The 22,040-nt window shown below is 52.0% G+C and carries 20 protein-coding genes; 8 read left to right on the top strand and 12 right to left on the bottom strand.

The genetic code is table 11. The features are described 5' to 3' along the window. The first annotated feature begins 1 nt into the window (after position 1). Entirely contained in the window at positions 2-976 is a 975-nt protein-coding gene (gene mltG, locus TH3_RS12445; protein WP_007090349.1) for an endolytic transglycosylase MltG, read from the top strand. Between the two features lie 20 nt (positions 977-996). On the opposite strand, the gene TH3_RS12440 is transcribed toward mltG, so the two are convergent. Next, positions 997-1,821, bottom strand: a complete 825-nt coding sequence (locus tag TH3_RS12440; RefSeq protein ID WP_007090348.1) for an SDR family NAD(P)-dependent oxidoreductase — start codon at positions 1,819-1,821, stop codon at positions 997-999. Positions 1,822-2,010: 189 nt separating this feature from the next. On the opposite strand from TH3_RS12440, the gene TH3_RS12435 reads away from it, so the two are divergent. Further along, entirely contained in the window at positions 2,011-2,895 is an 885-nt protein-coding gene (locus TH3_RS12435) for a YicC/YloC family endoribonuclease (protein WP_007090347.1), read from the top strand. 10 nt (positions 2,896-2,905) lie between these two features. After that, on the top strand, positions 2,906-3,538 hold the full coding sequence (gmk, locus tag TH3_RS12430; RefSeq protein WP_007090346.1) for a guanylate kinase: 633 nt from the start codon (positions 2,906-2,908) through the stop codon (positions 3,536-3,538). Positions 3,539-3,559: 21 nt separating this feature from the next. On the opposite strand, the gene rsmA is transcribed toward gmk, so the two are convergent. The 7 genes from rsmA to TH3_RS12395 form a co-directional block, all read right to left on the bottom strand. Beyond that, entirely contained in the window at positions 3,560-4,426 is an 867-nt protein-coding gene (gene rsmA, locus TH3_RS12425; RefSeq protein ID WP_007090345.1) for a 16S rRNA (adenine(1518)-N(6)/adenine(1519)-N(6))-dimethyltransferase RsmA, read from the bottom strand. 4 nt (positions 4,427-4,430) lie between these two features. Continuing rightward, positions 4,431-5,462, bottom strand: a complete 1,032-nt coding sequence (pdxA, locus tag TH3_RS12420; RefSeq protein ID WP_007090344.1) for a 4-hydroxythreonine-4-phosphate dehydrogenase PdxA — start codon at positions 5,460-5,462, stop codon at positions 4,431-4,433. A 20-nt stretch (positions 5,463-5,482) separates the two neighbouring features. Beyond that, on the bottom strand, positions 5,483-6,754 hold the full coding sequence (locus TH3_RS12415) for a peptidylprolyl isomerase (RefSeq protein WP_267958664.1): 1,272 nt from the start codon (positions 6,752-6,754) through the stop codon (positions 5,483-5,485). Positions 6,755-6,766: 12 nt separating this feature from the next. Further along, on the bottom strand, positions 6,767-8,932 hold the full coding sequence (locus TH3_RS12410; RefSeq protein ID WP_007090342.1) for an LPS-assembly protein LptD: 2,166 nt from the start codon (positions 8,930-8,932) through the stop codon (positions 6,767-6,769). A 22-nt stretch (positions 8,933-8,954) separates the two neighbouring features. Continuing rightward, positions 8,955-10,058 carry an LPS export ABC transporter permease LptG gene (lptG, locus tag TH3_RS12405; protein ID WP_007090341.1) on the bottom strand — a complete coding sequence of 368 codons (1,104 nt, stop codon included), beginning with the start codon at positions 10,056-10,058 and terminating at the stop codon, positions 8,955-8,957. Further along, positions 10,055-11,173: an LPS export ABC transporter permease LptF gene (gene lptF, locus TH3_RS12400; protein ID WP_233421765.1), complete on the bottom strand. Its 1,119-nt coding sequence runs from the start codon at positions 11,171-11,173 to the stop codon at positions 10,055-10,057. Before lptF ends, lptG begins: the two co-directional genes overlap by 4 nt. A 195-nt stretch (positions 11,174-11,368) precedes the next feature. Continuing rightward, positions 11,369-13,144, bottom strand: a complete 1,776-nt coding sequence (locus TH3_RS12395) for an acyl-CoA dehydrogenase (protein WP_007090339.1) — start codon at positions 13,142-13,144, stop codon at positions 11,369-11,371. A 323-nt stretch (positions 13,145-13,467) separates the two neighbouring features. On the opposite strand from TH3_RS12395, the gene TH3_RS12390 reads away from it, so the two are divergent. Further along, the gene (locus TH3_RS12390; RefSeq protein ID WP_007090338.1) at positions 13,468-14,985 is read left to right on the top strand and encodes a S41 family peptidase; all 1,518 of its coding nucleotides are present in this window, start codon (positions 13,468-13,470) and stop codon (positions 14,983-14,985) included. A gap of 77 nt (positions 14,986-15,062) precedes the next feature. On the opposite strand, the gene TH3_RS12385 is transcribed toward TH3_RS12390, so the two are convergent. The 3 genes from TH3_RS12385 to TH3_RS12375 all read right to left on the bottom strand — a co-directional run bounded on the left by TH3_RS12385 (position 15,063) and on the right by TH3_RS12375 (position 17,455). Further along, complete coding sequence (locus tag TH3_RS12385) at positions 15,063-15,932, bottom strand: NAD(P)-dependent oxidoreductase (RefSeq protein WP_007090337.1); 870 nt, start codon at positions 15,930-15,932, stop codon at positions 15,063-15,065. A gap of 119 nt (positions 15,933-16,051) precedes the next feature. Beyond that, entirely contained in the window at positions 16,052-17,089 is a 1,038-nt protein-coding gene (ppk2, locus tag TH3_RS12380; protein WP_007090336.1) for a polyphosphate kinase 2, read from the bottom strand. Between the two features lie 132 nt (positions 17,090-17,221). Beyond that, positions 17,222-17,455: a DUF1127 domain-containing protein gene (locus tag TH3_RS12375; RefSeq protein WP_007090335.1), complete on the bottom strand. Its 234-nt coding sequence runs from the start codon at positions 17,453-17,455 to the stop codon at positions 17,222-17,224. 139 nt (positions 17,456-17,594) lie between these two features. Between TH3_RS12375 and TH3_RS12370 the strand changes: the two genes are divergently transcribed. Further along, positions 17,595-18,560 (top strand): transcriptional regulator GcvA, encoded by a 966-nt coding sequence (locus TH3_RS12370; protein ID WP_007090334.1) that lies wholly within the window; start codon positions 17,595-17,597, stop codon positions 18,558-18,560. Positions 18,561-18,566: 6 nt separating this feature from the next. Here the strand turns inward: TH3_RS12370 and TH3_RS12365 are convergent, their stop codons facing one another. Continuing rightward, positions 18,567-19,130 (bottom strand): DUF1489 family protein, encoded by a 564-nt coding sequence (locus tag TH3_RS12365; protein ID WP_233421763.1) that lies wholly within the window; start codon positions 19,128-19,130, stop codon positions 18,567-18,569. A gap of 70 nt (positions 19,131-19,200) precedes the next feature. On the opposite strand from TH3_RS12365, the gene TH3_RS12360 reads away from it, so the two are divergent. The 3 genes from TH3_RS12360 to TH3_RS12350 are packed head-to-tail and all read left to right on the top strand — an operon-like array spanning position 19,201 to position 21,675. Next, on the top strand, positions 19,201-19,494 hold the full coding sequence (locus TH3_RS12360; protein ID WP_007090332.1) for a DUF2849 domain-containing protein: 294 nt from the start codon (positions 19,201-19,203) through the stop codon (positions 19,492-19,494). A gap of 14 nt (positions 19,495-19,508) precedes the next feature. Next, positions 19,509-21,164: a nitrite/sulfite reductase gene (locus tag TH3_RS12355; RefSeq protein ID WP_007090331.1), complete on the top strand. Its 1,656-nt coding sequence runs from the start codon at positions 19,509-19,511 to the stop codon at positions 21,162-21,164. Next, positions 21,151-21,675: a DUF934 domain-containing protein gene (locus TH3_RS12350; RefSeq protein WP_007090330.1), complete on the top strand. Its 525-nt coding sequence runs from the start codon at positions 21,151-21,153 to the stop codon at positions 21,673-21,675. The genes TH3_RS12355 and TH3_RS12350 overlap by 14 nt, the downstream gene beginning before the upstream one ends. Positions 21,676-22,040: the final 365 nt, after the last annotated feature.

Here is a 22,040-nt window from a genome sequence, read left to right as displayed (position 1 = left end):
CTTGAAGCGTTTTCTGCTTGTTCTTGGCTTTTTATGCATCACCGCCGCGCTCACCATTGGTGGGGCGGCGGTGTATGTTTATGTGCAGTATACATCGCCCAGCAAGCTGGCGCAGGGCAGTGATATTGTTATCCCGCAGGGTACCGGTGTTCGCGGGATTGCGGACATCTTTCGCCGCCAAAATATTATTCAGGAACCGCTTGTGTTTCTGCTTGGCGTCCGCATCGCCGGGCTTGATCGGGCATTGCGCGCAGGAGAATATCATTTTCCTGCGCGTGTCAGCCCCAAACAGGCCGCAGAAATTCTTGCGACCGGCGATACTGTAAAACGGTTTGTGACGATCCCTGAAGGGCTGCGCTCAAGCGAGATCGTCACCCGTATCAATCTTGTAGATGGTCTCATTGGTGAAATTTCTGATGTTCCGCCTGATGGTATGCTTCTGCCAGAGACCTATCAGTTTTCGTTCGGTGATACGAAACAAAGCATCATTGATCGTATGGCAGCAGCACATGATGCGCTGGTAACCCAGTTATGGCCGGGACGAGAAGCCAATCTGCCGTATGATACCATCGAAGAAGCGATTGTTCTGGCATCGATTGTAGAACGGGAAACCGGTGTTGCTGCGGAACGTCCACGTGTTGCGGGGGTTTTTGTCAACCGGCTCAGAATGAATATGCGTTTGCAGTCCGATCCGACGGTCGCTTATGCAATCAGCCGGGATGAACCGCTTGACCGTGCCTTGACGCGTGCTGATTTGAAATTCGATAGTCCCTACAATACTTATGTGTCATCCGGGTTACCACCGGGACCGATAACAAATCCTGGACGTGACGCGATCTATGCCGTTTTGCATCCTGCCGAAACTGACGAGGTTTATTTCGTCGCGGATGGAACGGGCGGTCATGCCTTTGCCCGGACTTTGGACGAGCATAACCGCAATGTCACGCGTTGGCGCCGCATCCGGGATCGCCAATAAGTAACTGGTTATCCCCGTTTTTATTGACGCGGCTGTATATGTTCGGACGTTGATGCCAGTCTTTGGCGCGTTTGGCTTTTCGATGCCTTTCGCGGGATGCGCGATGCCGCCATGTCCAGCAGTGATTGAGGGACCATTTTCAGAACACCAACCAGAATGTTCATTTGCCAGGGAAAAGCTATCATTCCCTTGTTCTTCGACAGGCCTTTATCAATCTTGATTGCGGCCTTGTCGGCCTGCATGAAGAATGGCATGGGAAAGTCGTTGGCATCGGTAATGCGGCTTTTGACAAATCCCGGACAAATCACATTCACCTTTATCCCGAAGGGGGCAAGGGCACCCCGGAGTCCTTCACCATACGTCCTTACGGCGGCCTTGCTGGCACAGTAAGCCGGGGCGGACGGAAGACCACGCCAAGATGCCTGCGATGAAACCAGTGCGATCTGGCCGTGCCTACGTGCGGACATGAAGGCGATGGCAGGATCAATCGTGTTGAGAACACCCGCAACATTGGTTGCAAAAATATCGCGTACCTGATCGGGGTCTTCACCCTCGCTGCCGGTTCCGGCTGAAATACCCGCATTGGCGACAATCAGGCTCAGCGGTGTAATCTGGTCGCATTTGGTAACATATTCAGCCATCGTTTCGCGTTCGGTCACATCAAGCACATCGGCAAATACATTTGCCCCTGCAGCGCGGCATTCATTTTCGACCAGTTTCAAACGTGTTTGGTCCCGGCCGCTGATAAACAGGGTGACCCCGGTGCGGGCATAGTGACGCGCAAGGGCGGCCCCGATGCCCGAGCTGGCACCGGTAATCAGGATGGCGTGGTATTGCAGTGACATGGTTGCTCGTGATCCCGTTGGGCATGTTCCGAATTGTTCGCGCGGAACATGGGACAGCATTAGGGCAGCATTATGAAATGCGGGCAATAACTGTCTGTCTTGATGATCGATCATCAAACGACAATCCCTTGGCGCGCCGAGGCACAACCGTTATAAACGGGCAACCGACAATTCAGACTGGATAAGAATATGACCGTATCAAGCATGACCGGGTTCGCCCGCACCGACGGCGGTGCAGAAGGCTTTGGCTGGACCTGGGAGCTTCGCAGTGTCAATGGCAAGGGATTGGACGTTCGTACGCGCCTTAACGGCGGCTTTGAACGTCTGGAGCCTGTTGTACGAGACGCCGTCGTCAAACGGTTTAAGCGAGGCAATATGGGGGTCACGTTAAATGTTGTCCGCCCCGGGGAAACCAGTGCCTATCGCATTAACCGCGATCTACTTGCCGAATTGGTTGCGCTGGCCGAAGAATTTGATCGCGCCAGTAGTCTTTCGGCCGGGACGATTGCAGATTTGATGAATGTGCGTGGCGTTCTCGAAGCGGTCGAACAGCAGGAAGACGACGACAGTCGCGAAAATCTGGATGCCGCGATCCTTGAAAGCTTTGGCGAGGCGCTTGATCAACTGGCAGCACATCGTGCCGAAGAAGGAGCGAAGCTTGACGAAATGCTGCGCGGTCATATTGATCGTATTGAGGAAACCGTCCTGAGAGCTGAAAATTGCGCGTCCGTTCGAAGCGATGCGATCAAGGCAAAGCTCAAGCGTCAGATCGATGAGCTGATGGAAACAGGCAAGTTCGATCCCGAACGGCTTCATCAGGAAGCAGTTTTGCTTGCGACCAAGGCGGATGTTCGGGAGGAAATCGATCGACTTAAAGCCCATATCATCGCCGCACGCGACATGATCCAAAAAGGCGGTGCGATTGGCCGTAAACTTGATTTCCAATGTCAGGAATTCAATCGTGAAGCCAATACGCTCTGTTCCAAGGCGAATGATATCGAACTGACCAATTGTGGTATGGAGCTTAAGGTCATAATCGATCAACTGCGCGAGCAGGTTCAGAACGTTGAATAAGGACAATCCGATGACGGATCAGGCAAAACGTCGTGGTGTGATGCTGGTATTCTGTGCCCCTTCAGGGGCAGGGAAAACCACGATCACACGCCAGATTTTGGAAAAAGACAGCCAGATTTCTCTTTCGGTTTCTGCGACAACACGTGCAGCGCGTCCGGGCGAGGAAGAAGGGGTACACTACTTCTTCAAATCCGTTGATGCCTTCAAGCATATGATCGCCGATGATGAATTGCTGGAATGGGCGGAAGTGTTTGGCAACTATTATGGCACGCCGAGCGGCCCGGTCGAAAAGGCGCTTTCCGAAGGCCACGATGTTCTGTTTGACATTGACTGGCAAGGCGCGCGGCAAATACGCGAGAAGGGTGGGGATGATGTTGTTTCTGTCTTCATCCTGCCGCCCTCGTCGGCCGAGCTTGAACGCCGTCTTCGTGACCGGGGACAGGATGCTGATGATGTGATCATGAAGCGTATGGCAAAAGCCGGTGCCGAAATCAGCCATTGGGAAGAATTTGACTATGTTCTGATCAATGATGACCTTGAACGTTGTCTTGCCGATGTACAACATATCATTGGTGCAGAACGCGTTAAACGCGAACGCCAATCCCAACTGCCGGGGTTCGTTAAAAAGCTTTTGACAGATTGATGATCCGAAATGGCCGCCTGATCAGGCGACCATTTCGTCATGAACAAGTGTTAGTCGAACGAAATCGGCTACACTTAATTCTTCTGCACGTGCTGTCTCTGTAATTTGTGCACGTTCCAACAACATTCCGACATCCATGTTCAATGTCTTCAGGCTGGCGCGCAGCATCTTGCGCCTTTGGCCAAAGGCTGCCTGTGTGATCTTGCCCAGACTGACAAGATTTACAGCTTCGCCGCGATCTGTTTTGGGACGCAGTTGAACGACAGCTGAGGTTACCTTGGGCGGTGGGGTGAAGGCACTACGGTGCACATCAAAAAGTATCTGGCAGTCACATAAATACTGGCACAGGACCGAAAGGCGGCCATAGGCCTTGCTTTTCGGGGCGGCGACAACGCGCTCTGCGACTTCTTTCTGGAACATCAAGGTCAGGCTGGCAAACTGATCAATCTGCATCAGCCAACCCAGCAAAAGTTGCGTACCCACGTTATAGGGAAGGTTGGCGACAATCTTTCGCGGAGCCGGGCCGAGTGACGTAACATCAACGTCAAGCGCATCCCCATCGATCACATGAAGCGCCCCCGGATAGTGATTGCTGATTTGTTCAAGAACCGGTTGGCAACGGGGATCACGTTCGATAACCGTCAAGTTCTTTGCGCCATGATAAAGCAAGGCGCGTGTCAGACCACCGGGGCCTGGACCGATTTCAATTACGGTTGCGTCATCCAGTGGTGCAGCCGCGCGCGCGATCCGCCCGGTCAGGTTCAGATCAAAAAGGAAATTCTGGCCAAACTTCTTCTGCGCGGACAGTTCATGCGTTGCAATGACGTCGCGCAAGGGTGGAAGCCCATCATTGGCAAGGCTGGTGGTTTCGTTGTTCTGGTCTGACACGATGTCAGGCTCCTTGTGAGGCAGCGTTGCCGGCTACTCGTTTATGTGCCATCTCAGCCGCCATTTTGATGGCCGCGATCAGGCTGTCAGGCCGTGCGATGCCTTTACCTGCGATATCAAGAGCCGTCCCGTGATCAGGGGACGTTCTGATAAAGGGCAATCCTAGCGTGACGTTCACACCGCCATGGAAATCAAGTGTTTTGACCGGAATCAGAGCCTGATCATGATAGGAACATAGGGCGACATCGTAGTTTGCACGTGCCTCGGCATGGAACATGGTATCTGCGGGGAGGGGCCCAACGACATCAAACCCCTCATTCTGCAATGCCTTTATGGCAGGACGTATTATCCTGATTTCTTCGTCGCCCATTGATCCATCTTCACCTGCATGCGGGTTTAATCCGGCAATCGCAAGCCTTGGTTTTTCCAGCCCAAAATCCCGTTGCAACGACTTTGACGTGATGCGGACCAATTGTTTGATCATTTCACTGGTAAGTTGCTTTGGCACTTCCGAAAGGGCGATGTGGATTGTCATCGGTACGACGCGCAATTGACTATTGGCCAACATCATAACCGGGATGGTGCCCGGACCAGAAAGCTCTGCCAGAAATTCGGTATGGCCGGGATGTTTGAAACCGGCTTGATAAAGCGCGCTCTTCTGAATCGGGTTGGTTACCACAGCACTTGCTGTTCCTGATCGCGTCAAGTTAACGGCATGGGTAATGCTGTCTATTACAATAGATGCGGTTTTGCTGGATGCAGTTCCATGTTTGATATCTTGTGCAGTGCCGGGAATTTCAAAAACCGGAAGGGCGTCCTCAAAGAACTTACCTGTTTGGCTGACCTCGTTTATCACCTTGGTTTTTACCCGCAGCCCAAGACTTTCGATGGTTTGATCCATGATTGTCTTGGGACTGAGAATGAAAAATGGAGGCAGTACATGGTCTTTGCGCGACAGCCACGCCTTGAGGGCGAGCTCCGGGCCGATGCCGCCCGGTTCTCCCAGTGTCATTGCAATCGGCTTGATGTTGCTCATCGGCTGGCGTCCTTTCCGGATTACATCCGGATATCGATAAACGCATTACGGCGCAATTCACGCAGTTTACGGCGCGCCAGAATTTCGAGGCGTTCCATTTCAAGACGTTGGCGGATGCTTTCCCGGTCAGGAAGAGTACTTTCTTCGGTCTTGTCGCAAACCATGACAAGCAGGGCACCACCATCAACCTTGATCAGATCGGAAATACCGCCTTTATCCAGATTTGCGACGGCATTGCGTACAGGCCCTGCAAGATCGTTTGGTGATATGCCTTCGGTCTTTCCGCTCATGTCCGAACCAAGGTCAACCGCGACATTTGCCAATGATTGGCAACTATCGGCAGTTTCTTTGGCATTTTGCAGGATACCAAGTTTGGAGTTGACCTCATCTTGGGGCGTGTTGGCTGCAATCGGAACAAAGAGCTGATATAGATCAAGCCGGACATCAGTCAGGGCGTTGGCATCTCCCCGACGGCGTTCAAGCAGTTTCAGGATGTAATATCCGCGAATGGTTCTGATAGGATCACTTACATCGCCCGGCTGCATCTGGTTAATGGCCTGCTGCAATTCTCCGGCCATTTCACCGGAATAAAGCCAGCCAAGGTTACCACCGTTTGCTGCACTTGAGCTTGCCGAAAACTGTCTCGCCAGGCCGCCAAAATTAGCCCCCTGTTCAAGGGCCCGGATCACCTCGCGGGCATTCTGGTAAACTTTGGTTTCGTCCTGCGGATTATCGACAGGCAGGAAAATTTCCTGAACATTGTTACGCGGCTTACCCTGGTTGCTGCGAATACGTTCGAGGTTGTCATCAATTTCTGTATCGGAAATCTCGATTTCGCGACGCATGGAACCCAAAAGTTTCTGCCATGCAATTTGGGGACGGATCTGGTTTCTTATGGTTTCTGATGCGATACCATTCTGAGCCAGAAACTGGTCAAGCCCCCCCGTTGGCAATCCGGAATTTTGCTCGATCAGGGTTTTGGCGCGATCAATATCTGCGTCCGTCACCTCAAAGCCGCGACGTTCAGATTCCTGCAGTTGCAGCTTTTCATTGATCAACTGCTGTAAAATCTGTGGTGCCATCTCCTGGCTTCGTTGCGGGCTCATCGGAATATTGGAAGAGGCAGCGACAAGCTTGATGCGTTCTACCAGATCGACCACCGAAATCGGGGCATCATTGACGACAGCTGCGACGCCGATCGTGCTTTGAGCTCTTGCTGTCGATATCGAAACAGCAGCAAAAAGCATGACAGCAATTGCTGCGACGAGATGAGAAAGTCTGGTGCTATGCAAAGTTATACTGCCTTATAATCCGGCTGCTGACGCAAATTCGCCAAGTGTTTTGAATACCAGTCGGAAAAGAATCTCATCCGACTGACCAAGGTCCTGATCTTCGTAGAATGTTCTTCTGACCCGTCCGTCAAACACGAAGCATTCGTCTTCGTAAACAAAGCCGAAACCGTATTCAAGAGGGTCGTTCTGATCAAGATCATAGCGACTATATGCCATCCCCGACCAGAACTCGCTGAACTGGCGCTCTGCACGGAAATAAAGTTCTTCTCGTTGCCCGAACTCATCACTGCCAGCATCTTCTGCAAAGTGAACGTAATCCAGATTAAGGCGTAACGTTTCCTTTTCACCCAAACCTGCTGATACCTGATTTCGGCGTGTCGAGAAATCTTCATTATCAAGCCTGAAGCGATAGGTCAGGTCGACATATTTGTTTGGAGAGACGGTTACTCTGCCGACATAATCCGACAGATGATCTTCGAGGCCAGTGCCTTCTTCAAAGGTATCGCCCTTGTTGGCGCGATAGCTTTGGCCGAACATGGCACTGGTATATCCTCCTTCCTCACCGTAGACCCCCCATTCAAGGCCGTAGCTGGTTCTAAAACCGTCTTCTGCACGGTCAAGGCCACTATATCTGTCATGTGAGAAAATATTGATGTCATCAAACTCGAATGACTGGGAGTCTTCATTCGGAATCTCGTCCGGGTTTCCACCGTTTGGTGACCATGCGGCCATGACAATCGGTTTGATGATATGATGGTAGCTGCCCTGATTGTTCACAAATGGCATGTTCCAGTCGACGGCTACCAATGGAAGAATTCGGCCTGCATATCCGTTGTAATCCTGTTGACCGTCTCTTGATACATCCGAAACCATGTAATTGTCGGTGCGAATGGATATCGAGAGCTTTGTTACGTCCCCAAGTGATCCGATATAGGGTAGTGCCCAGCCTGCTTTGGCGGAAAGGCGATGAGAATCCGCCCCTTCTTCCCGGGTGAGTGACAAGGCATCCAAATCAAGGGTGGTGTAACTGCCATATTTCGCCGGAGCCGTTTGACCGTGGAATTGTGCGTGTGGCAAGATGATGGGTGTCGTATCCCGATCATCTTCAGCCTTTAGTCCCTGGAAATAATAGCCGTCGACACGGCTATAACTGGCCCCTCTGAAACCCTCGGTAAACAGGTTGGAGGTCAAAACAGATGGTGAGCCAAAACCATATCGGCTCATATAGGTCTTTTCAGAAGCTTGTTCTGCATCAAATCCCCACCGCCATGTTTTATCGATGTCAAAGCGGCCTTTTGCATCAATGTGCCCCTGAAAGTCGTCCGTATCGTCACTGGTAACACTACTGACAACGTCCATTTCACCGCTGTCAAAGCGTTGGCGATACTCACTGGCGAGAACCGGGCCTTCGTCCGTTGTGTAGATAGGACGAAGGGTCAGATCCTTGCTTTGATCAATAGCCCAATAATAGGGCAATTCGAAGAACGATCCGACATAACTCGTGCTACCAAAAGATGGTGCCAAAAGACCTGATTGACGTTTAACTGTTGGATCAGGATGCTGGAAATACGGCGAATAAAGAACCGGAATTCCTGCAAATTCCAGTCGGGCATCTTCGTATTCCACGGTTTTTTCTTTGGCATCGTGAAGAACACGGGCTGCTTTGATGCGCCAAAGCGGTGGTGTTTCCGGATCGTCTTCGCAAACCTTGCAAGGAGAGTAAACCGCCTTGGCAATTTCGGTAAAATTCCCGCCGCTTCTGCGCGCGCCGGTACCGGCAATTCGAGTGTTTTCATCAAGAAGAACATAAATGTCTTCAACAATGCCTTCCTTGAAATCACCCGAGAGTTCGACATGACTTGCAAACGTCACTTCACCGGTTGGTTCGGTAATACTGACATTGCCAGACGCCGTCAGCACGTCCTGTGATCTGTCATAGCTGACTGTATCTGCCAGCAAAATACGACCATCCCGCGAGATTTCGACATTGCCGCGCGCTGTTACCGTTTGAAGTTCCCGGTTATAGTCAACTTCATCCGCACTGAAAAGAATCTTGGACTGTTCGTCGTTTGCAGTGGTCACTTCATCGGACTGCTGTGCCTTGGCGGCAATCGAATATGTTCCGGCCAAAGCAAATGCACAGCCCAGGATGGTCCCCGTTGCCAGTCTTTTAATCATTCCCCCTGTATGAGCCATTCAGCTAGCCGTCCTCCAGATGAAGCAAGGTGGAAACTCCCAATAGCAAAGATATACCTGCAGGTGCCCAAGCCGACAAGACGGGCGGGATTCCACCTGAAACGCCAAGTGCTGAAATGACATCGGTACAAAAATAAAGAATGAAACCGGTCGCGACACCCCCACCGATAACAAGAGATGCGCGGCGACGTCGAGAAAATTTAAGACAGAATGCAGCGGCAATCAGAACCATTGCGCAAAGCAGCAATGGACGCGACAGCAAGCTGTGAAAATGGATGCGATGGCGGGTTGCGTTGAAGCCGGCGCGTTCCAGAAGGTTGATAAACGGCTTCAGGTCCCAAAACGACATCGTTTCGGGAGACGCAAAACTGTCCTGGATTTTTCGTGCGGTCAGATTTGTGGGCAACATCAATTCGGATGAAAACTCACTAGTCTGTCCCGGATGGAAGGTCCATGCGTCATAGAAACGCCATGTGCCGGGCTCGAGAACTGCACGCTGCGCATCAATTCTGGTTGTGAAATCATCCGCATTCTGAAAACGGAAAACGGTGACGTTCCGCAAGTCAACTCTATCTGTTGCCTGCCCACGAACTTCGCGGGCATATATTACGGCCTGTCCATCCTGCGTGCCCTGACGCAGCCATAATCCGTTTGACGAGAGATTCATGACACTGCTGTTGCCCTGAAGATATCGGGCCTCGAGCGTTTCGTATCTTTGTAGCAAAATTGAAGATAGCGGATTAAGCGCCATAACCTGAATGGAGCCTAGTAAAATCGCGCACATGATTGGCGGAAGTAGGAATTGCCAGGCAGAAACACCTGCTGCACGTGTGACGACAAGCTCCTGATTGCCAGTAAGCTTCCAGAACGAAAACATCGATCCGAACAAGACAGCAAACGGCAGGACCTTCTCTGTCATGAATGGAATTCGACTGGTTGCCATTTGAAATACGATACCAACCGTCGCATCTGGGCGTCCACCGGCGCGACGCAGCAATTCGATTGTATCGCCGATCAGGATCAATCCGATCAAAAGGGCGAGAATTCCCAGAATCGATATCAGAACATGTTTGCCGAAATACCAGGTGAGGGTTGGTGAGATTCTCATACTGGAACCTCGTCCCGGCTTCCAGCCTTCGCACGGATTTGCGGTCCGCGGAATGTCCAGTAGAGGCCCCCTGCGATTGGAAGAAGCGCATTCAAATACATAAGGGGGACAAGGTCGGGATTCTTTGCTGCAAGGTTCTTCATTGTAATGCTGATCACCTGGAAGACGATCATAATTGCAATCGCAAATAAAAGGCGCCCGGTCTGCCCCCTGCGAGAGAAGCTGCTTGAAACCAGAACTGCCAGTGCAATGCTTGCAAAGCCGATGGAGTATAGCGGTGAAAGTAGCCGATCATGTCCTTCAGCGCGAAATGAGCCAATGTCATTCGGCAAAACATCAGGCGGCATGGTTGTTAGAAGATTGGATACGCTTCGTTCACGCGCTTCTTTGTAACGAAGGGCCGGATCTTCTGCATTATGCGCAATATCGACAGCATAGCGGTCAAAATAGAGGATCGACATCGTGCCGTCCTTTGTGTTGACTTCCTGGCGGTTTCCATCAAGCAATACGATCCGCGGACCATTTTCCGTGCGAACGAGAGCACCATTTTTGGCCATCATTGTGGCCTGTTTGTTTGGATCTCTGGCGTCATGTACAAGAATGCCAAGTAGCTCGTTATCCTGCCCGACTTCCCGGATATAGACTGTCAGACCGTCAAGGTCGGTAAAGCTGCCTTCCTGCAGCAAAACGGATGAGAAATCGTTGCGGATTGAGAACTGCAGTTCTTTGAATTGCTGGTAGCTGTAAGGCAGATAAAACAGCGTCAGGAAATAACCGAAAGCGGTGGTCAGCAATGCTAGTATGAGTGTCGGTTTTGCAAGAGCCCACTGGCTTAACCCGGCGGATCGCATAACGATCAACTCGCGGTCCTGAATAAGTTTGTTATATGTGAAAACTACAACGAAAAAGAGCGAGATCGGTAAAATAATCGCCAAAAAGCTTGGAAGCAGCAGAGATGTTAGCTGCAAAAATACCGATACCGAAAGGCCGCGGTTCACAATCATTTCAATGAAACGCAGGCTTTGCGACAGCCAAATGACACATAGCAAGCCAAGTGTCACAAACACCATCATGATGAACTGCTGTTTCAGCATATATCGGGTTAAACGATTCATTGGCCGGATTATAGAGAAGCGTTCAAAAACCGAAACAGGAAATTAGGGGGAAATCCCGGCAATTACACTGTTACGCGACGGGGCTGGCTGATTGTGGTGGAGTATGCTGCAAACGATTGCCGTTAAAGGCGAAAGCAACCTCTCCTGGAGAATCTGTTCCGGAAGAGGTTGGGGGATTTCAACGCCAACGCTGTGTCAGAATAATGGCGCGGTTTCATGCAGCAATTCGTGTCGCGTATTGGCGATCTGCTGTGCCATGAAATCGGCTTCGGGAACGATTTGCGCCAAAAAGAAGTTACAGCTTAGGCCCTTTGCTCTGGCAAAGCCCTTTTCAATGTCGCTATCGGTCAGTTTTTCCAAAGAGCGGAACATTAACCAACCTGCCACACAAATCGAAGTCTGCCGGAGGTAGGGGGAGGCGATAGCCTGAGCGAGGCCAGATGAGTTTTTGCACCTGGAGAGGATATCTTTTGTGGTTTGTTCCAGTTGATCGATAGCATGGGCGAACATCCGCGCCGCTTTAGACAAATTGTCATCAAGATGCGGCTTGGATACAGACATACGCATTTCGGTAATCAGTGACCGCATCGCGGCTCCGTTATCACGAAGGAGCTTCCGGCCGATCAGATCCAGTGCCTGAATGCCATTTGTGCCTTCGTAAATTGGGGCAATTCTCGCGTCACGCAGATGCTGGGCTGCGCCTGTTTCCTCGATAAAGCCCATACCGCCATGAACCTGAATGCCAAGGGATGCGTTTTCCACGCCCAGATCCGTTGACCATCCCTTGACCATTGGGATCAGAAGGTTTGCGCGCGTTTGCGCCTTCGTGCGTTCATTTTCGTCTTCATGATGATGAGCAATATCAAGTTGCGCCGCGGCATAAAGTGAAAGCGCGCGGGCGGCTTCGGCGGTTGAGCGCATTCGGATCAGCATGCGCTGGACGTCGCCGTGATGAATGATGCTTTCATCCTGCCCGGTCGTCGGAGATTTCCCCTGTTTGCGATCGCGTGCGTAGGATACAGCTTGCTGATAGGCGCGTTCTGAAATCGCGACGCCCTGTTGCCCGACAGCGAGACGGGCGTTGTTCATCATTGTGAACATGCAAGCCAAACCGTGGCCTTTGTGTCCGACCAGATAACCCTTGGCACCCCCGTTGTCTCCAAAGGAAAGAACAGCGGTCGGGCTTCCATGGATACCAAGCTTATGTTCGAGTGATACACATTTCACATCGTTACGCTCTCCTGGTGTGCCATCGGCGTTCACAACGAACTTCGGCACAATGAATAGCGATATACCTTTGACCCCGTCTGGCGCGTCCGGTGTCCGGGCAAGCACAAGATGAACTACGTTGCTTGTCATCTCGTGATCGCCATAGGTGATAAAAATCTTTTGTCCGGTAATCCGGTACGAACCGTCATCTTCTGGCTCGGCCGTGCTGCGAACCTTTGAAAGGTCGGAACCGGCCTGCGGTTCGGTAAGGTTCATCGTGCCGGTCCATTCGCCACTTATCATGCGTGACAGATAAATTGCGCGTTGCTCGTCCGATCCATGTGCGGTCAGAAGTTCAATGGCGCCGGCGGTAAGCATGGGGCACAGGGCAAAGGCCATATTCGCCGAATGCCAAAGCTCTCCTACGGCGGCACCCAAAAGCAACGGCAACCCCATGCCGCCCTCGGTCTGCGGGGCGCTTATGCCCTGCCAGCCGCCTTCACAGAATTTATCATAGGCATCCTTCCAGCCGGTCGGAGTTCTAACATGGCCATCAGTTTGAAGAACTGAACCTTCCTGATCCCCAATACGGTTTAAGGGCGCCAGTACGCCAGAAGCCAGTTTCCCTGCTTCTTCAAGAATGGCATCGACAAGGTCCGGGCTGGTTTCTGCGAAGGTCGGGATATCCGAAACGGTTTGCAAACCGATCACATTGTGGATCAGGAACCGCAGATCATGGAGTGGTGGCGTATAGTCGCTCATGGAAAAAGACGTCTCCCTGAATTGTGAGGCGCCCGCTCGGTATCTCCCTCGTTTTGGGGCTTTGTTGCTATATAGCATAATCACAAGGCGGGAGAAGATCGAGTCTGTTTCCTTCTGAAAGTACCAAATTACTCTAAGCTATTAGTTGGATGTTCTTCTGGAAAACCAGCGAGTGTTGCGTCGCACTACTGGCGGTAATATATAATGGTTCCGATATAAATCAGGTGTGAAAACCGTTGCAGGGTCGCCATTCGGGCTTTGGCAAGCTAGACTGCCCTTCCGGTGATCGGGACACGATCTGAAGAACAAGAAAACACAGGAGTATGGCGGTGCTGCGCAAAGGAATATTACCGATTTTGCTTGCGGTGGTGATTTCATTTGCCGGAACAAGGTTGGTGGCGTGTGCCGGTCCGGTTTGGCCAAGCGATGATGAACAGCAGTTTCTGGATGCCTACCGCGACTATGTCGACGAAAGTGCGACCAGCGACCAATATGATCGCGCCGATAAACTGTTCGTCGAAGCGGTTCAGGTTCTTTCCGATACCTATGTGGAAAATATTGATCGCCCGGCGTTTGTCGAGCGCGCGATTGCCAGTTTGCCAAATCTTGAAACTGATGATCACACGCCAGACGGCATCGTTGGTGCAGTACTCGACGAAAGCCTGCACGACCTGGACCCGCATAGCGCATATATGACCGACGATATGTTCCGCCGTTTGCAGGAAAGTACCGAGGGAAGTTTTGCCGGTGTTGGCATCGTGATTTCGCAGGACGAGGACAAACTGATCCGTATCGTGTCACCGATTGACGATACACCTGCCGCACGGGCTGGCCTGCAACCCAATGACAGGATCACGCATATTGATGGTCATGAAATGAAGGGCGAGCCCATTGCCGAGGCTGTCCGTCTTATGCGCGGTCGCATCGGCGACCCGGTGACACTGTCGATACAGCGCAAGCAGGAAAACTTTGACGTCACCGTGAAACGTGCACGGATCGAGGTGCCGTCGGTTACCGCATCAATCATCGATAACGATTTGGCCTACATCCGTGTGTCGCGTTTTGATGCCAGCACATTGGATCAGACACGCGAATATCTTGAAATGCTGGAAAACAGGATTGGCTCACCGCGGGGCGTAATCGTTGATTTGCGACGCAACCCGGGTGGATTGCTTGATAGTGCCGCCGATATTGCCGATCAATTCCTGAGCAAGGGGCTGATTGTTGCGACCGAAGGGCGGGGCGAACGTAAATTGCGCAGCTATGAAGCAGACAGCAGCGATTATTTTCACGGTGCGCCCATGGCTATTCTGCTTGACCGTGGATCGGCGTCGGGCGCCGAATTGATGGCGGCCGCCCTGCGTGAAAACGGGCGAGGTGTCATCATCGGCGAACAGTCGTTTGGTAAAGGTTCAATGCAACGCATCATGCCGCTGACTTCTGGCGGTGGTCTTAAAATCACGACTGGTTATTACACGACGCCGGAAAACCACATCGTGCAGGGCAATGGTGTTGTCCCGGATATTGAAGTCAAACTTCCTGATGCCGAAGAGTTCGAGCGGGAGGTTGATCTTGAGCACGCTTTGCCGCCGCGTCGCCGCGATCCGCGCAAGGTTCTTGCATCAATGGATGCAGCAAGTTGCGAACGCGATATAGAGGTTACCCGTATCGGCAAATCTGCAACAAATGATAACCCGTTGGACGCCGAAGGCGATGGCGAGGCCAAAGCCAAGGAATTGCAGCGCGATACTGTTCTTGAATGTGCCGTGGGCTATTTCAGTGACGGTAAGCTTGCTGTGTATAGGGATCAGGTGGAGCCACTTTTGCGCGCGGGGCTCTAATTGTGATAAATTGTCAAAAAACGCGGCCCTGCAAAAGGCCGCGTTTTTTGTGTGTTTTGAAAGGTCTGCGGTGCTGCTTATCCACGCGCCAGAAGATCAATCAGGCTGGATGTATCCCAACGGTTTCCTCCACGCTCCTGAACCTGCGCATAGAATTGATCAACAAGCGCGGTTACCGGCAGGCGCGCGCCATTGCGCTTCGATTCTTCAAGGCAGATGCCAAGATCTTTACGCATCCAGTCAACTGCAAAGCCAAAGTCAAACTTGTCTTCGACCATTGTCTTGCCTCGGTTTTCCATCTGCCAGCTGCCAGCGGCACCTTTCGAAATCACATCAAGAACCTTTTCCATATCAAGGCCAGCCTTGCGACCGAAATTCACACCTTCGGAAAGACCCTGAACAAGGCCTGCGATGCAAATCTGATTCACCATCTTGGTCAGTTGGCCCGATCCGCTTTCACCCATCAGCTTGCAGGAGCGCGCAAACGCGTCAATAACCGGTGCCGCGCGGTCAAATGCCGCCTGATCACCGCCGCACATGACGGTAAGAATGCCGTTTTCAGCACCCGCCTGTCCGCCCGATACGGGGGCATCGATAAAGGAAACACCAGCATCTTTGGCGGCCGCATATAGTTCGCGGGCGACATCGGCTGATGCTGTTGTGTTGTCAATCATCACAGCATTTTTTGCCGCCCCGGTGAGAGCACCGGTCTCGCCGAGGACGACGCTTCGCAGATCGTCGTCATTGCCAACGCAAATAAAAACAAATTCTGCCCCGTTGGCGGCTTCGGCCGGGGTAGGGGCGGATTTTCCGCCATATTCGCCCGCCCATTTATCTGCTTTTGCGGCGGTGCGGTTGAAAACAGTAACGTCGTGCCCTGCCTTTTGCAGGTGGCCGGCCATGGGATAGCCCATGACGCCCAGCCCGATAAATGCACATTTTGCCATTTCGTGCCTCCCGTGTAATTGGTGTTACCAGTAAAGGAGGCCACCTTGCGAATGTCAATGCAGCGGAATGTCATGGAGACAATGTTTCCACGATCCGGAATACATGGATCATTCATCTGTCAGTCGTCGAGTGCCAGTTCCTCGCTGACGGTATGAATGACCCGCCGGTCATAGGTCAGAAGTTCAGTCCGTTTTCCGGGATATTCGAACTGCGAAAGGTAATAGCGGATAGCGTTTACACGTGCGCGCTTCTTGTCGTCTGACTTAACAATGATCCAAGGACTGTCGGTGGTCGAGGTATGGAAAAACATCTCGGTCTTTGCTTCGGTGTAGGCATCCCAAAGATTTTGCGATGCCAGATCAACCGGGCTTAGTTTCCATTGTTTAAGCGGGTCTTGTTTGCGCTGATCAAACCGGCGCGCCTGTTCTTTTTTACTGACCGAAAAATAGAACTTGGTCATGTGAATGTCGGAACGGATCAGCATGCGCTCGAGTGCCGGGACCGATTGCAGGAATTCGCTGACTTCGAACATGTTGCAGAATCCCATGACACGTTCAACCATCGCCCGGTTATACCAGGACCGGTCAAACAGGACGATTTCGCCGCCAGATGGCAGATGTTCAACGTAGCGCTGGAAATACCATTGAGTCAGTTCCCGGTCATTCGGTTTCCCGAGCGCAACCACACGTGCGCCACGCGGGTTCAGATGTTCTGTGAAGCGTTTTATCGTGCCACCTTTTCCAGCGGCATCGCGGCCTTCGAAAATCACCAGTGATTTGATGTTCTCAGCCTTAACCCAGTTTTGCAGCTTGAGAAGTTCGATATGCAATGGCGCAATGAGTTCAAGATACTGTTTGCCATGCATCTTTTTCACGCGTGCATTGGGATCGGCGTCGATGTCAGGCGGGACATAGTCTCCGGGAGTGTCTGATTCCGGGGAAATGCTTTTCTTTGACGGGCGATCATCAAGGCGATCCATCGTCATGCTTTCAGCATCAAGTAAAAAACGATCACGGGCTTCGCTATCAAGGCTGGAAAGATCGGGATGCTGTTTCGAAGCCCTGCGGCTGCGCGCCGTATTTTTCACCGCCTTGCGGATCGAATTGTCACCGCTTTCCGTCTTTTTCGTCGGGTTGTCTTTCTGTTTCGCCGCCATACTGTAGATGCCCTGCAACTTTAATGGGAAATTACAGTGACATAAATGCGCCATGATCGAAAGGGGGCGCAAGGAGGTAGATCAAATCCGGTTCACGGATAGGATTTCGATCATGGCGCAGGTGGGGCAATGTCAAAGCGGATAGGATTTCCGGTATTCGGCCTCGGCATCACTTCGCGACAGACCGATATCAGAAAGCTGGGCGTCACTTAACCGCATGAGAGCACGGCGCTGTGCGCGTTTGGCAAGCGTATCCGCGATTGTGCTGAATACTGTGTTGATAACGTTTTGCAGCGATGTGGTTGGCGGGTTTGTGGCTCTGGTGTTGGTGTGGCCAGAAGGCGTCTGGCAATATGCATGTGCCATAATCGTTCTCCTGAATTGAGTTCTTCTAATGGAGGTTACGTTTGTTGAAGCCATACTCCTCTTAAATCAGGTAGGTGACAAACGAGTATTTCTCGGGTTATGTATTAGATTATCTAATGATTGTGGATTTGAGGCGAACATGCGCTTACCCCCATTGCAGTCTTTGCGTGCCTTCGATGCCGCTGCGCGACATTTGAATTTTACCCGCGCCGCCGAGGAACTTTTCGTTACCCAGGGGGCGATCAGTCAGCAGATCCGTCAGCTCGAAGAATATCTTGGATTTCGTTTGTTTTTCCGTTTGCCAAGGCGGTTGCAACTGACCGAGGAGGGGGATCGTCTGGCGAGGGCAACGTTTGAAGGCTTTTCACGCATCGCAGGCGAAATCGACAGCCTTCGCGCTGTGGAAGAAGCCGGTGTTGTCACCGTCAGCGTATTGCAATCTTTCGCTGTCAAATGGCTGGTGCCGCGGCTTGGGCATTTTCGTGAAGCACATCCTGATATTGATGTTCGAATCCACGCTGATGATCGATTGGTTGATTTCCGCAATGAAGGTATTGATCTTGCTGTTCGTTTCGGCCGAGGCCGGTATCCCAACCTTTATACCGAACTGCTGATGCGTGATGAAGTTTTCCCGGTTTGCAGCCCGGATTATCTGGCATCAAGTCCGCCGCTGAACCGGCCTGCGGATATTGCCGGTCATCAGCTACTGCATGACGCCACATCGCATATTGAGCAACCGCGCGCTGCGGATTGGCAATTCTGGCTGGAAGGTGTCGGGGTTAAGGGAATTGATTTGCGACGCGGACTTCGTTTCAATTCTGGCGACATGGTCATTCAGGCAGCCCTGATGGGGCACGGGGTTGGCATGGCGCGAACCAGTCTTGCCGCGCAGGACCTGAAAGCCGGTTTGCTTGTTCGCCCATTTCCGCAAACCGTTGCGTCAAGTTACGCCTATTATCTGACCTGTCCCGAGGAAAACCTGAACCGGCCGCGTGTACAATCCTTTATTCGCTGGCTGAAGGACGAAGTTGCCGCAACCCTCAAGGATATCGAGGAAAACCAGCCGGCCTTGACTGTCATCACCCCCGATCCGGGAAAATCGTAATCCGGCTCAGAGAAGGCCGAGCTCGCGCAATTCATCTGCCATGTCTTCGGGAAGTGCTTCTGCGCCACCGGCCTGCTTTTCATCTGGCGGACATTTGTCTTCTGAAAGGTAACGCCACCCCTGAAAGGCGCGGTGCGGCCATGTGCGCGTTTCGAAAAGTTCCGGGTCCAGGACGATGCGGCAATGCTTGATGCCTTCATCGTCAATGAATTCTTCCAGATCTATAATGCGCTGACGTGCGCGAATTGCCCCCTTGATCACCCAATAGATCGATCCGCCGGCCAGTATTTCCGCTTTGCGTTTCGGAGTCATTCGGGTGGTATGATAAATTCGTCCATGAAGGTTCCCGAAATAGGCCTGCCATTGGCGCAGGGTTTCGGGGCTTTCCGTACCAACACTTAGTTTGATCAGATGGAGGGGCATGGTTTGGTCATGTTCTTTCAGGCGAGACAGGGTGTTATCTGACCTAGAAGTCATGGGGAATTTGGTCAAGTGCTGAGTATTAATAACATTAATAATTTGTATTTTTATGTATTTAACAAAAAAACTTGACCAATAGTCGGTAATCATCCAAATTCTGGTGCAGAAAATGTCCATAGACAGGACATCACCAGAGAGATTTACAGGCTGAGAGAACCGAATGTCCCTGCAAGTTGTCACGGCAAACCGTCTTGGTGACGGGTTGGTGGTTTTCCTGACCGCGGAAGGCGGTTGGAGTGAAGACATCGATCAGTCTCGCGTTGCCGACGGAAAAGAGGCGGGTGACGCCTTGCTGGCAGAGGCCAGTGCACCTGAGCTCGATACTGTCATTGTCGGACCTTATCTGATCGAGGTGGAGCAACAGGACGGTGGGCTGGTTCCGACAAAATACCGTGAAGTTCTGCGCACCAAGGGTCCCAGTGTGCGGCAGGATCTCGGCTATCAGGCCGGGTAAGGAGAGGATACGTCATGTATCGCTATGATGATTTTGACCGCCAACTGGTGCTGGAACGTACCGAGCAGTTCCGTGAACAGGTAAAACGTCGTCTTTCGGGCGATATTACCGAAGACCAGTTCCGCCCACTGCGCCTGATGAACGGTGTTTACCTTCAGCTGCATGCCTATATGTTGCGCGTTGCTGTTCCCTATGGAACATTGCGCGCGGATCAATTGCGCCAGCTTGGCTATATCGCGCGTCGTTATGACAAGGGATACGGACATTTCACGACCCGGCAGAATATCCAGTATAACTGGCCAAAACTTGATGAAATTCCCGATGCATTGCTTGATCTTGCCAAGGTCGAAATGCATGCGATCCAGACATCGGGCAACTGTATCCGCAACACGACAACCGACCAGTACGCAGGGGCTGCCGCCGACGAGATAGAAGATCCGCGGCCCTATTGCGAACTGATCCGCCAGTGGTCAACGTTCCATCCGGAATTCACCTATCTGCCGCGCAAATTCAAAATCGCGGTGACCGGGTCGCCAAATGACCGTGCCGCAGTAAAGGTCCATGATATCGGACTTCGCATGCATCAGAATGATGCGGGCGAGGTCGGGTTCGAGGTCATCGTGGGCGGTGGGCTTGGCCGCACGCCATTCGTCGGTAAAACCGTGCGTGACTTTATCGGCAAGAACGATCTGTTTTCGTATCTTGAGGCGATCCTGCGGGTTTATAACCGCTTTGGCCGTCGTGACAATAAGTACAAGGCACGAATCAAAATCCTCGTACATGAAATCGGGGTCGAGGAAATGCAGCGCCTGGTCGAGGAAGAATGGGCGCAGATCAAGGACGGATCGCTGCGCGTCGATGATGCCGAAATTGCGCATTACATCGAACAGTTCGCCCCTCCGGCATTCGAAACCCTTTCCGACGATGATGCCGAATTTGAACGTCGTAAGGCCGAAAATCGGGAATTCTCCAACTGGGTGCGTTCGAACGTCATTCCGCACAAGCAACCGGGTTATGCGATTGCCAACGTATCGCTGAAGCCGATTGGTGGTATTCCGGGCGATGCAACCGATACCCAGATGGAACTGGTTGCCGATCTGTCGGAGCAGTACAGTTTTGGTGATGTCCGTGTAACCCACGAACAGAATCTGGTTTTGCCGCACGTGAAAAAAGCCGATTTGTTCTCGCTTTGGGCGGAGCTGAAAAACGCCAATCTGGCAACGGCAAATCTTGGCTATGTTACCGACATCATTTCCTGCCCGGGGCTGGATTATTGTGCGCTGGCAACGGCGCGTTCGATCCCGCTGTCTCAGCGCATTTCGGAACGTTTTTCCGATCTGGATCGCCAGCATGATATCGGCGAACTCAAGATCAAGATTTCCGGTTGCATCAATGCCTGCGGACATCACCATGTTGGTCATATCGGGATTCTGGGCCTCGATAAACGTGGCAAGGAATTCTATCAGATCACCCTTGGCGGCGACGCCAGTGAGAATGCCGAAATCGGTAAAATCGCCGGTGCCGGTTTCTCCGAGGCCGAAGTCGTCGATGCCATTGAAAGTCTGGTGACCAAATATCTTGGCATTCGCGAAACCGGCGAACGTTTTATCGATACCTATCGCCGTGTCGGCATGGACCCGTTCAAGGAGGTGCTTTATGGCGATCGTTAAGAATGACAGTGTGATTGATCAGGAATGGATCACGCTTGACGCCGAAGCCGACCTTCCGCCGGGGGAGGAAAACATTATCGTGCCTCTTGCGCGTTTTAAGGAAGAACGCGAAACGCTGATCGGCCGCAATGGTGGTCTTGGCGTGCAGCTTAACCCCGGCGATGCGCCGGAAGATCTGGCAAACGATCTGGATCGTCTTTCGATCATCACCGTCAATTTCCCGGCCTATACCGACGGGCGCGGATATTCCTATGCGCGTGTTCTGCGCGAACGTCTTGGTTTCAAGGGTGAACTTCGTGCAATCGGTGACGTGTTGCGCGACCAGATTCTTTATATGCATCGCTGCGGATTTGATGCATATGAGTTGAAAAATGACGACGATGTATCGCTGGCAAAAGTGCGCGCCGCATTAAAGGAAATGACGGTTTATTATCAACCGACAGGGGATGGGCGGGTTACGGCTGGATCGCTTCGTGAACGGCGTCGGACGGCTCTTAAATCGGCGTCCTGATTTCATCTGATTTGATCAAGCCAAGCTTTAAATAGCATTTCCGTTAAGGCGCCCGTTGCGGGCGTCTTTTCTTTTGCCCTTATAATGCCGGTATTTTCTGTCATTGATCGCGGTACCCCAGTCGTCATTTCTGGGCAGGGAATTGATATTGGCGGCTCAATGATTATTCCTTTGTATATGAAAATCCGTCCAGAGTTCACCTTTAGAGTGGTGTTTTGATCGGTTTCAAGCTATACACTTATTAGCTGTTTAGGTGCCTTTGCGTGGCAACCATTGTAAAATGCTTGGTTGTCCTTCAGGCTAAAAAGGAGAGCCCGAAAACATCAGTCCCAACAACAGGATGCAATCCTGCCAAGCGGATTGGG

The sequence above is a fragment of the Thalassospira xiamenensis M-5 = DSM 17429 genome (assembly GCF_000300235.2).
Lineage (GTDB): Bacteria > Pseudomonadota > Alphaproteobacteria > Rhodospirillales > Thalassospiraceae > Thalassospira > Thalassospira xiamenensis.
Note: the sequence above shows the minus strand (reverse complement) of the source record. Positions and strands in the feature narration are given on the sequence as shown.

Excerpts from the sequence above, each read along its gene's own strand:
- TH3_RS12440 (WP_007090348.1), bottom strand. The coding sequence starts at position 1,821 with ATGTCACTGCAATACCACGCCATCCTGATTACCGGTGCCAGCTCGGGC.
- TH3_RS12435 (WP_007090347.1), top strand. The coding sequence starts at position 2,011 with ATGACCGTATCAAGCATGACCGGGTTCGCCCGCACCGACGGCGGTGCA.
- gmk (WP_007090346.1), top strand. The coding sequence starts at position 2,906 with ATGACGGATCAGGCAAAACGTCGTGGTGTGATGCTGGTATTCTGTGCC.
- pdxA (WP_007090344.1), bottom strand. The coding sequence starts at position 5,462 with ATGAGCAACATCAAGCCGATTGCAATGACACTGGGAGAACCGGGCGGC.
- TH3_RS12410 (WP_007090342.1), bottom strand. The coding sequence starts at position 8,932 with ATGATTAAAAGACTGGCAACGGGGACCATCCTGGGCTGTGCATTTGCT.
- lptG (WP_007090341.1), bottom strand. The coding sequence starts at position 10,058 with ATGAGAATCTCACCAACCCTCACCTGGTATTTCGGCAAACATGTTCTG.
- lptF (WP_233421765.1), bottom strand. The coding sequence starts at position 11,173 with ATGAATCGTTTAACCCGATATATGCTGAAACAGCAGTTCATCATGATG.
- TH3_RS12395 (WP_007090339.1), bottom strand. The coding sequence starts at position 13,144 with ATGAGCGACTATACGCCACCACTCCATGATCTGCGGTTCCTGATCCAC.
- TH3_RS12390 (WP_007090338.1), top strand. The coding sequence starts at position 13,468 with ATGGCGGTGCTGCGCAAAGGAATATTACCGATTTTGCTTGCGGTGGTG.
- TH3_RS12385 (WP_007090337.1), bottom strand. The coding sequence starts at position 15,932 with ATGGCAAAATGTGCATTTATCGGGCTGGGCGTCATGGGCTATCCCATG.
- ppk2 (WP_007090336.1), bottom strand. The coding sequence starts at position 17,089 with ATGGCGGCGAAACAGAAAGACAACCCGACGAAAAAGACGGAAAGCGGT.
- TH3_RS12375 (WP_007090335.1), bottom strand. The coding sequence starts at position 17,455 with ATGGCACATGCATATTGCCAGACGCCTTCTGGCCACACCAACACCAGA.
- TH3_RS12370 (WP_007090334.1), top strand. The coding sequence starts at position 17,595 with ATGCGCTTACCCCCATTGCAGTCTTTGCGTGCCTTCGATGCCGCTGCG.
- TH3_RS12365 (WP_233421763.1), bottom strand. The coding sequence starts at position 19,130 with ATGATTACCGACTATTGGTCAAGTTTTTTTGTTAAATACATAAAAATA.
- TH3_RS12360 (WP_007090332.1), top strand. The coding sequence starts at position 19,201 with ATGTCCCTGCAAGTTGTCACGGCAAACCGTCTTGGTGACGGGTTGGTG.
- TH3_RS12355 (WP_007090331.1), top strand. The coding sequence starts at position 19,509 with ATGTATCGCTATGATGATTTTGACCGCCAACTGGTGCTGGAACGTACC.
- TH3_RS12350 (WP_007090330.1), top strand. The coding sequence starts at position 21,151 with ATGGCGATCGTTAAGAATGACAGTGTGATTGATCAGGAATGGATCACG.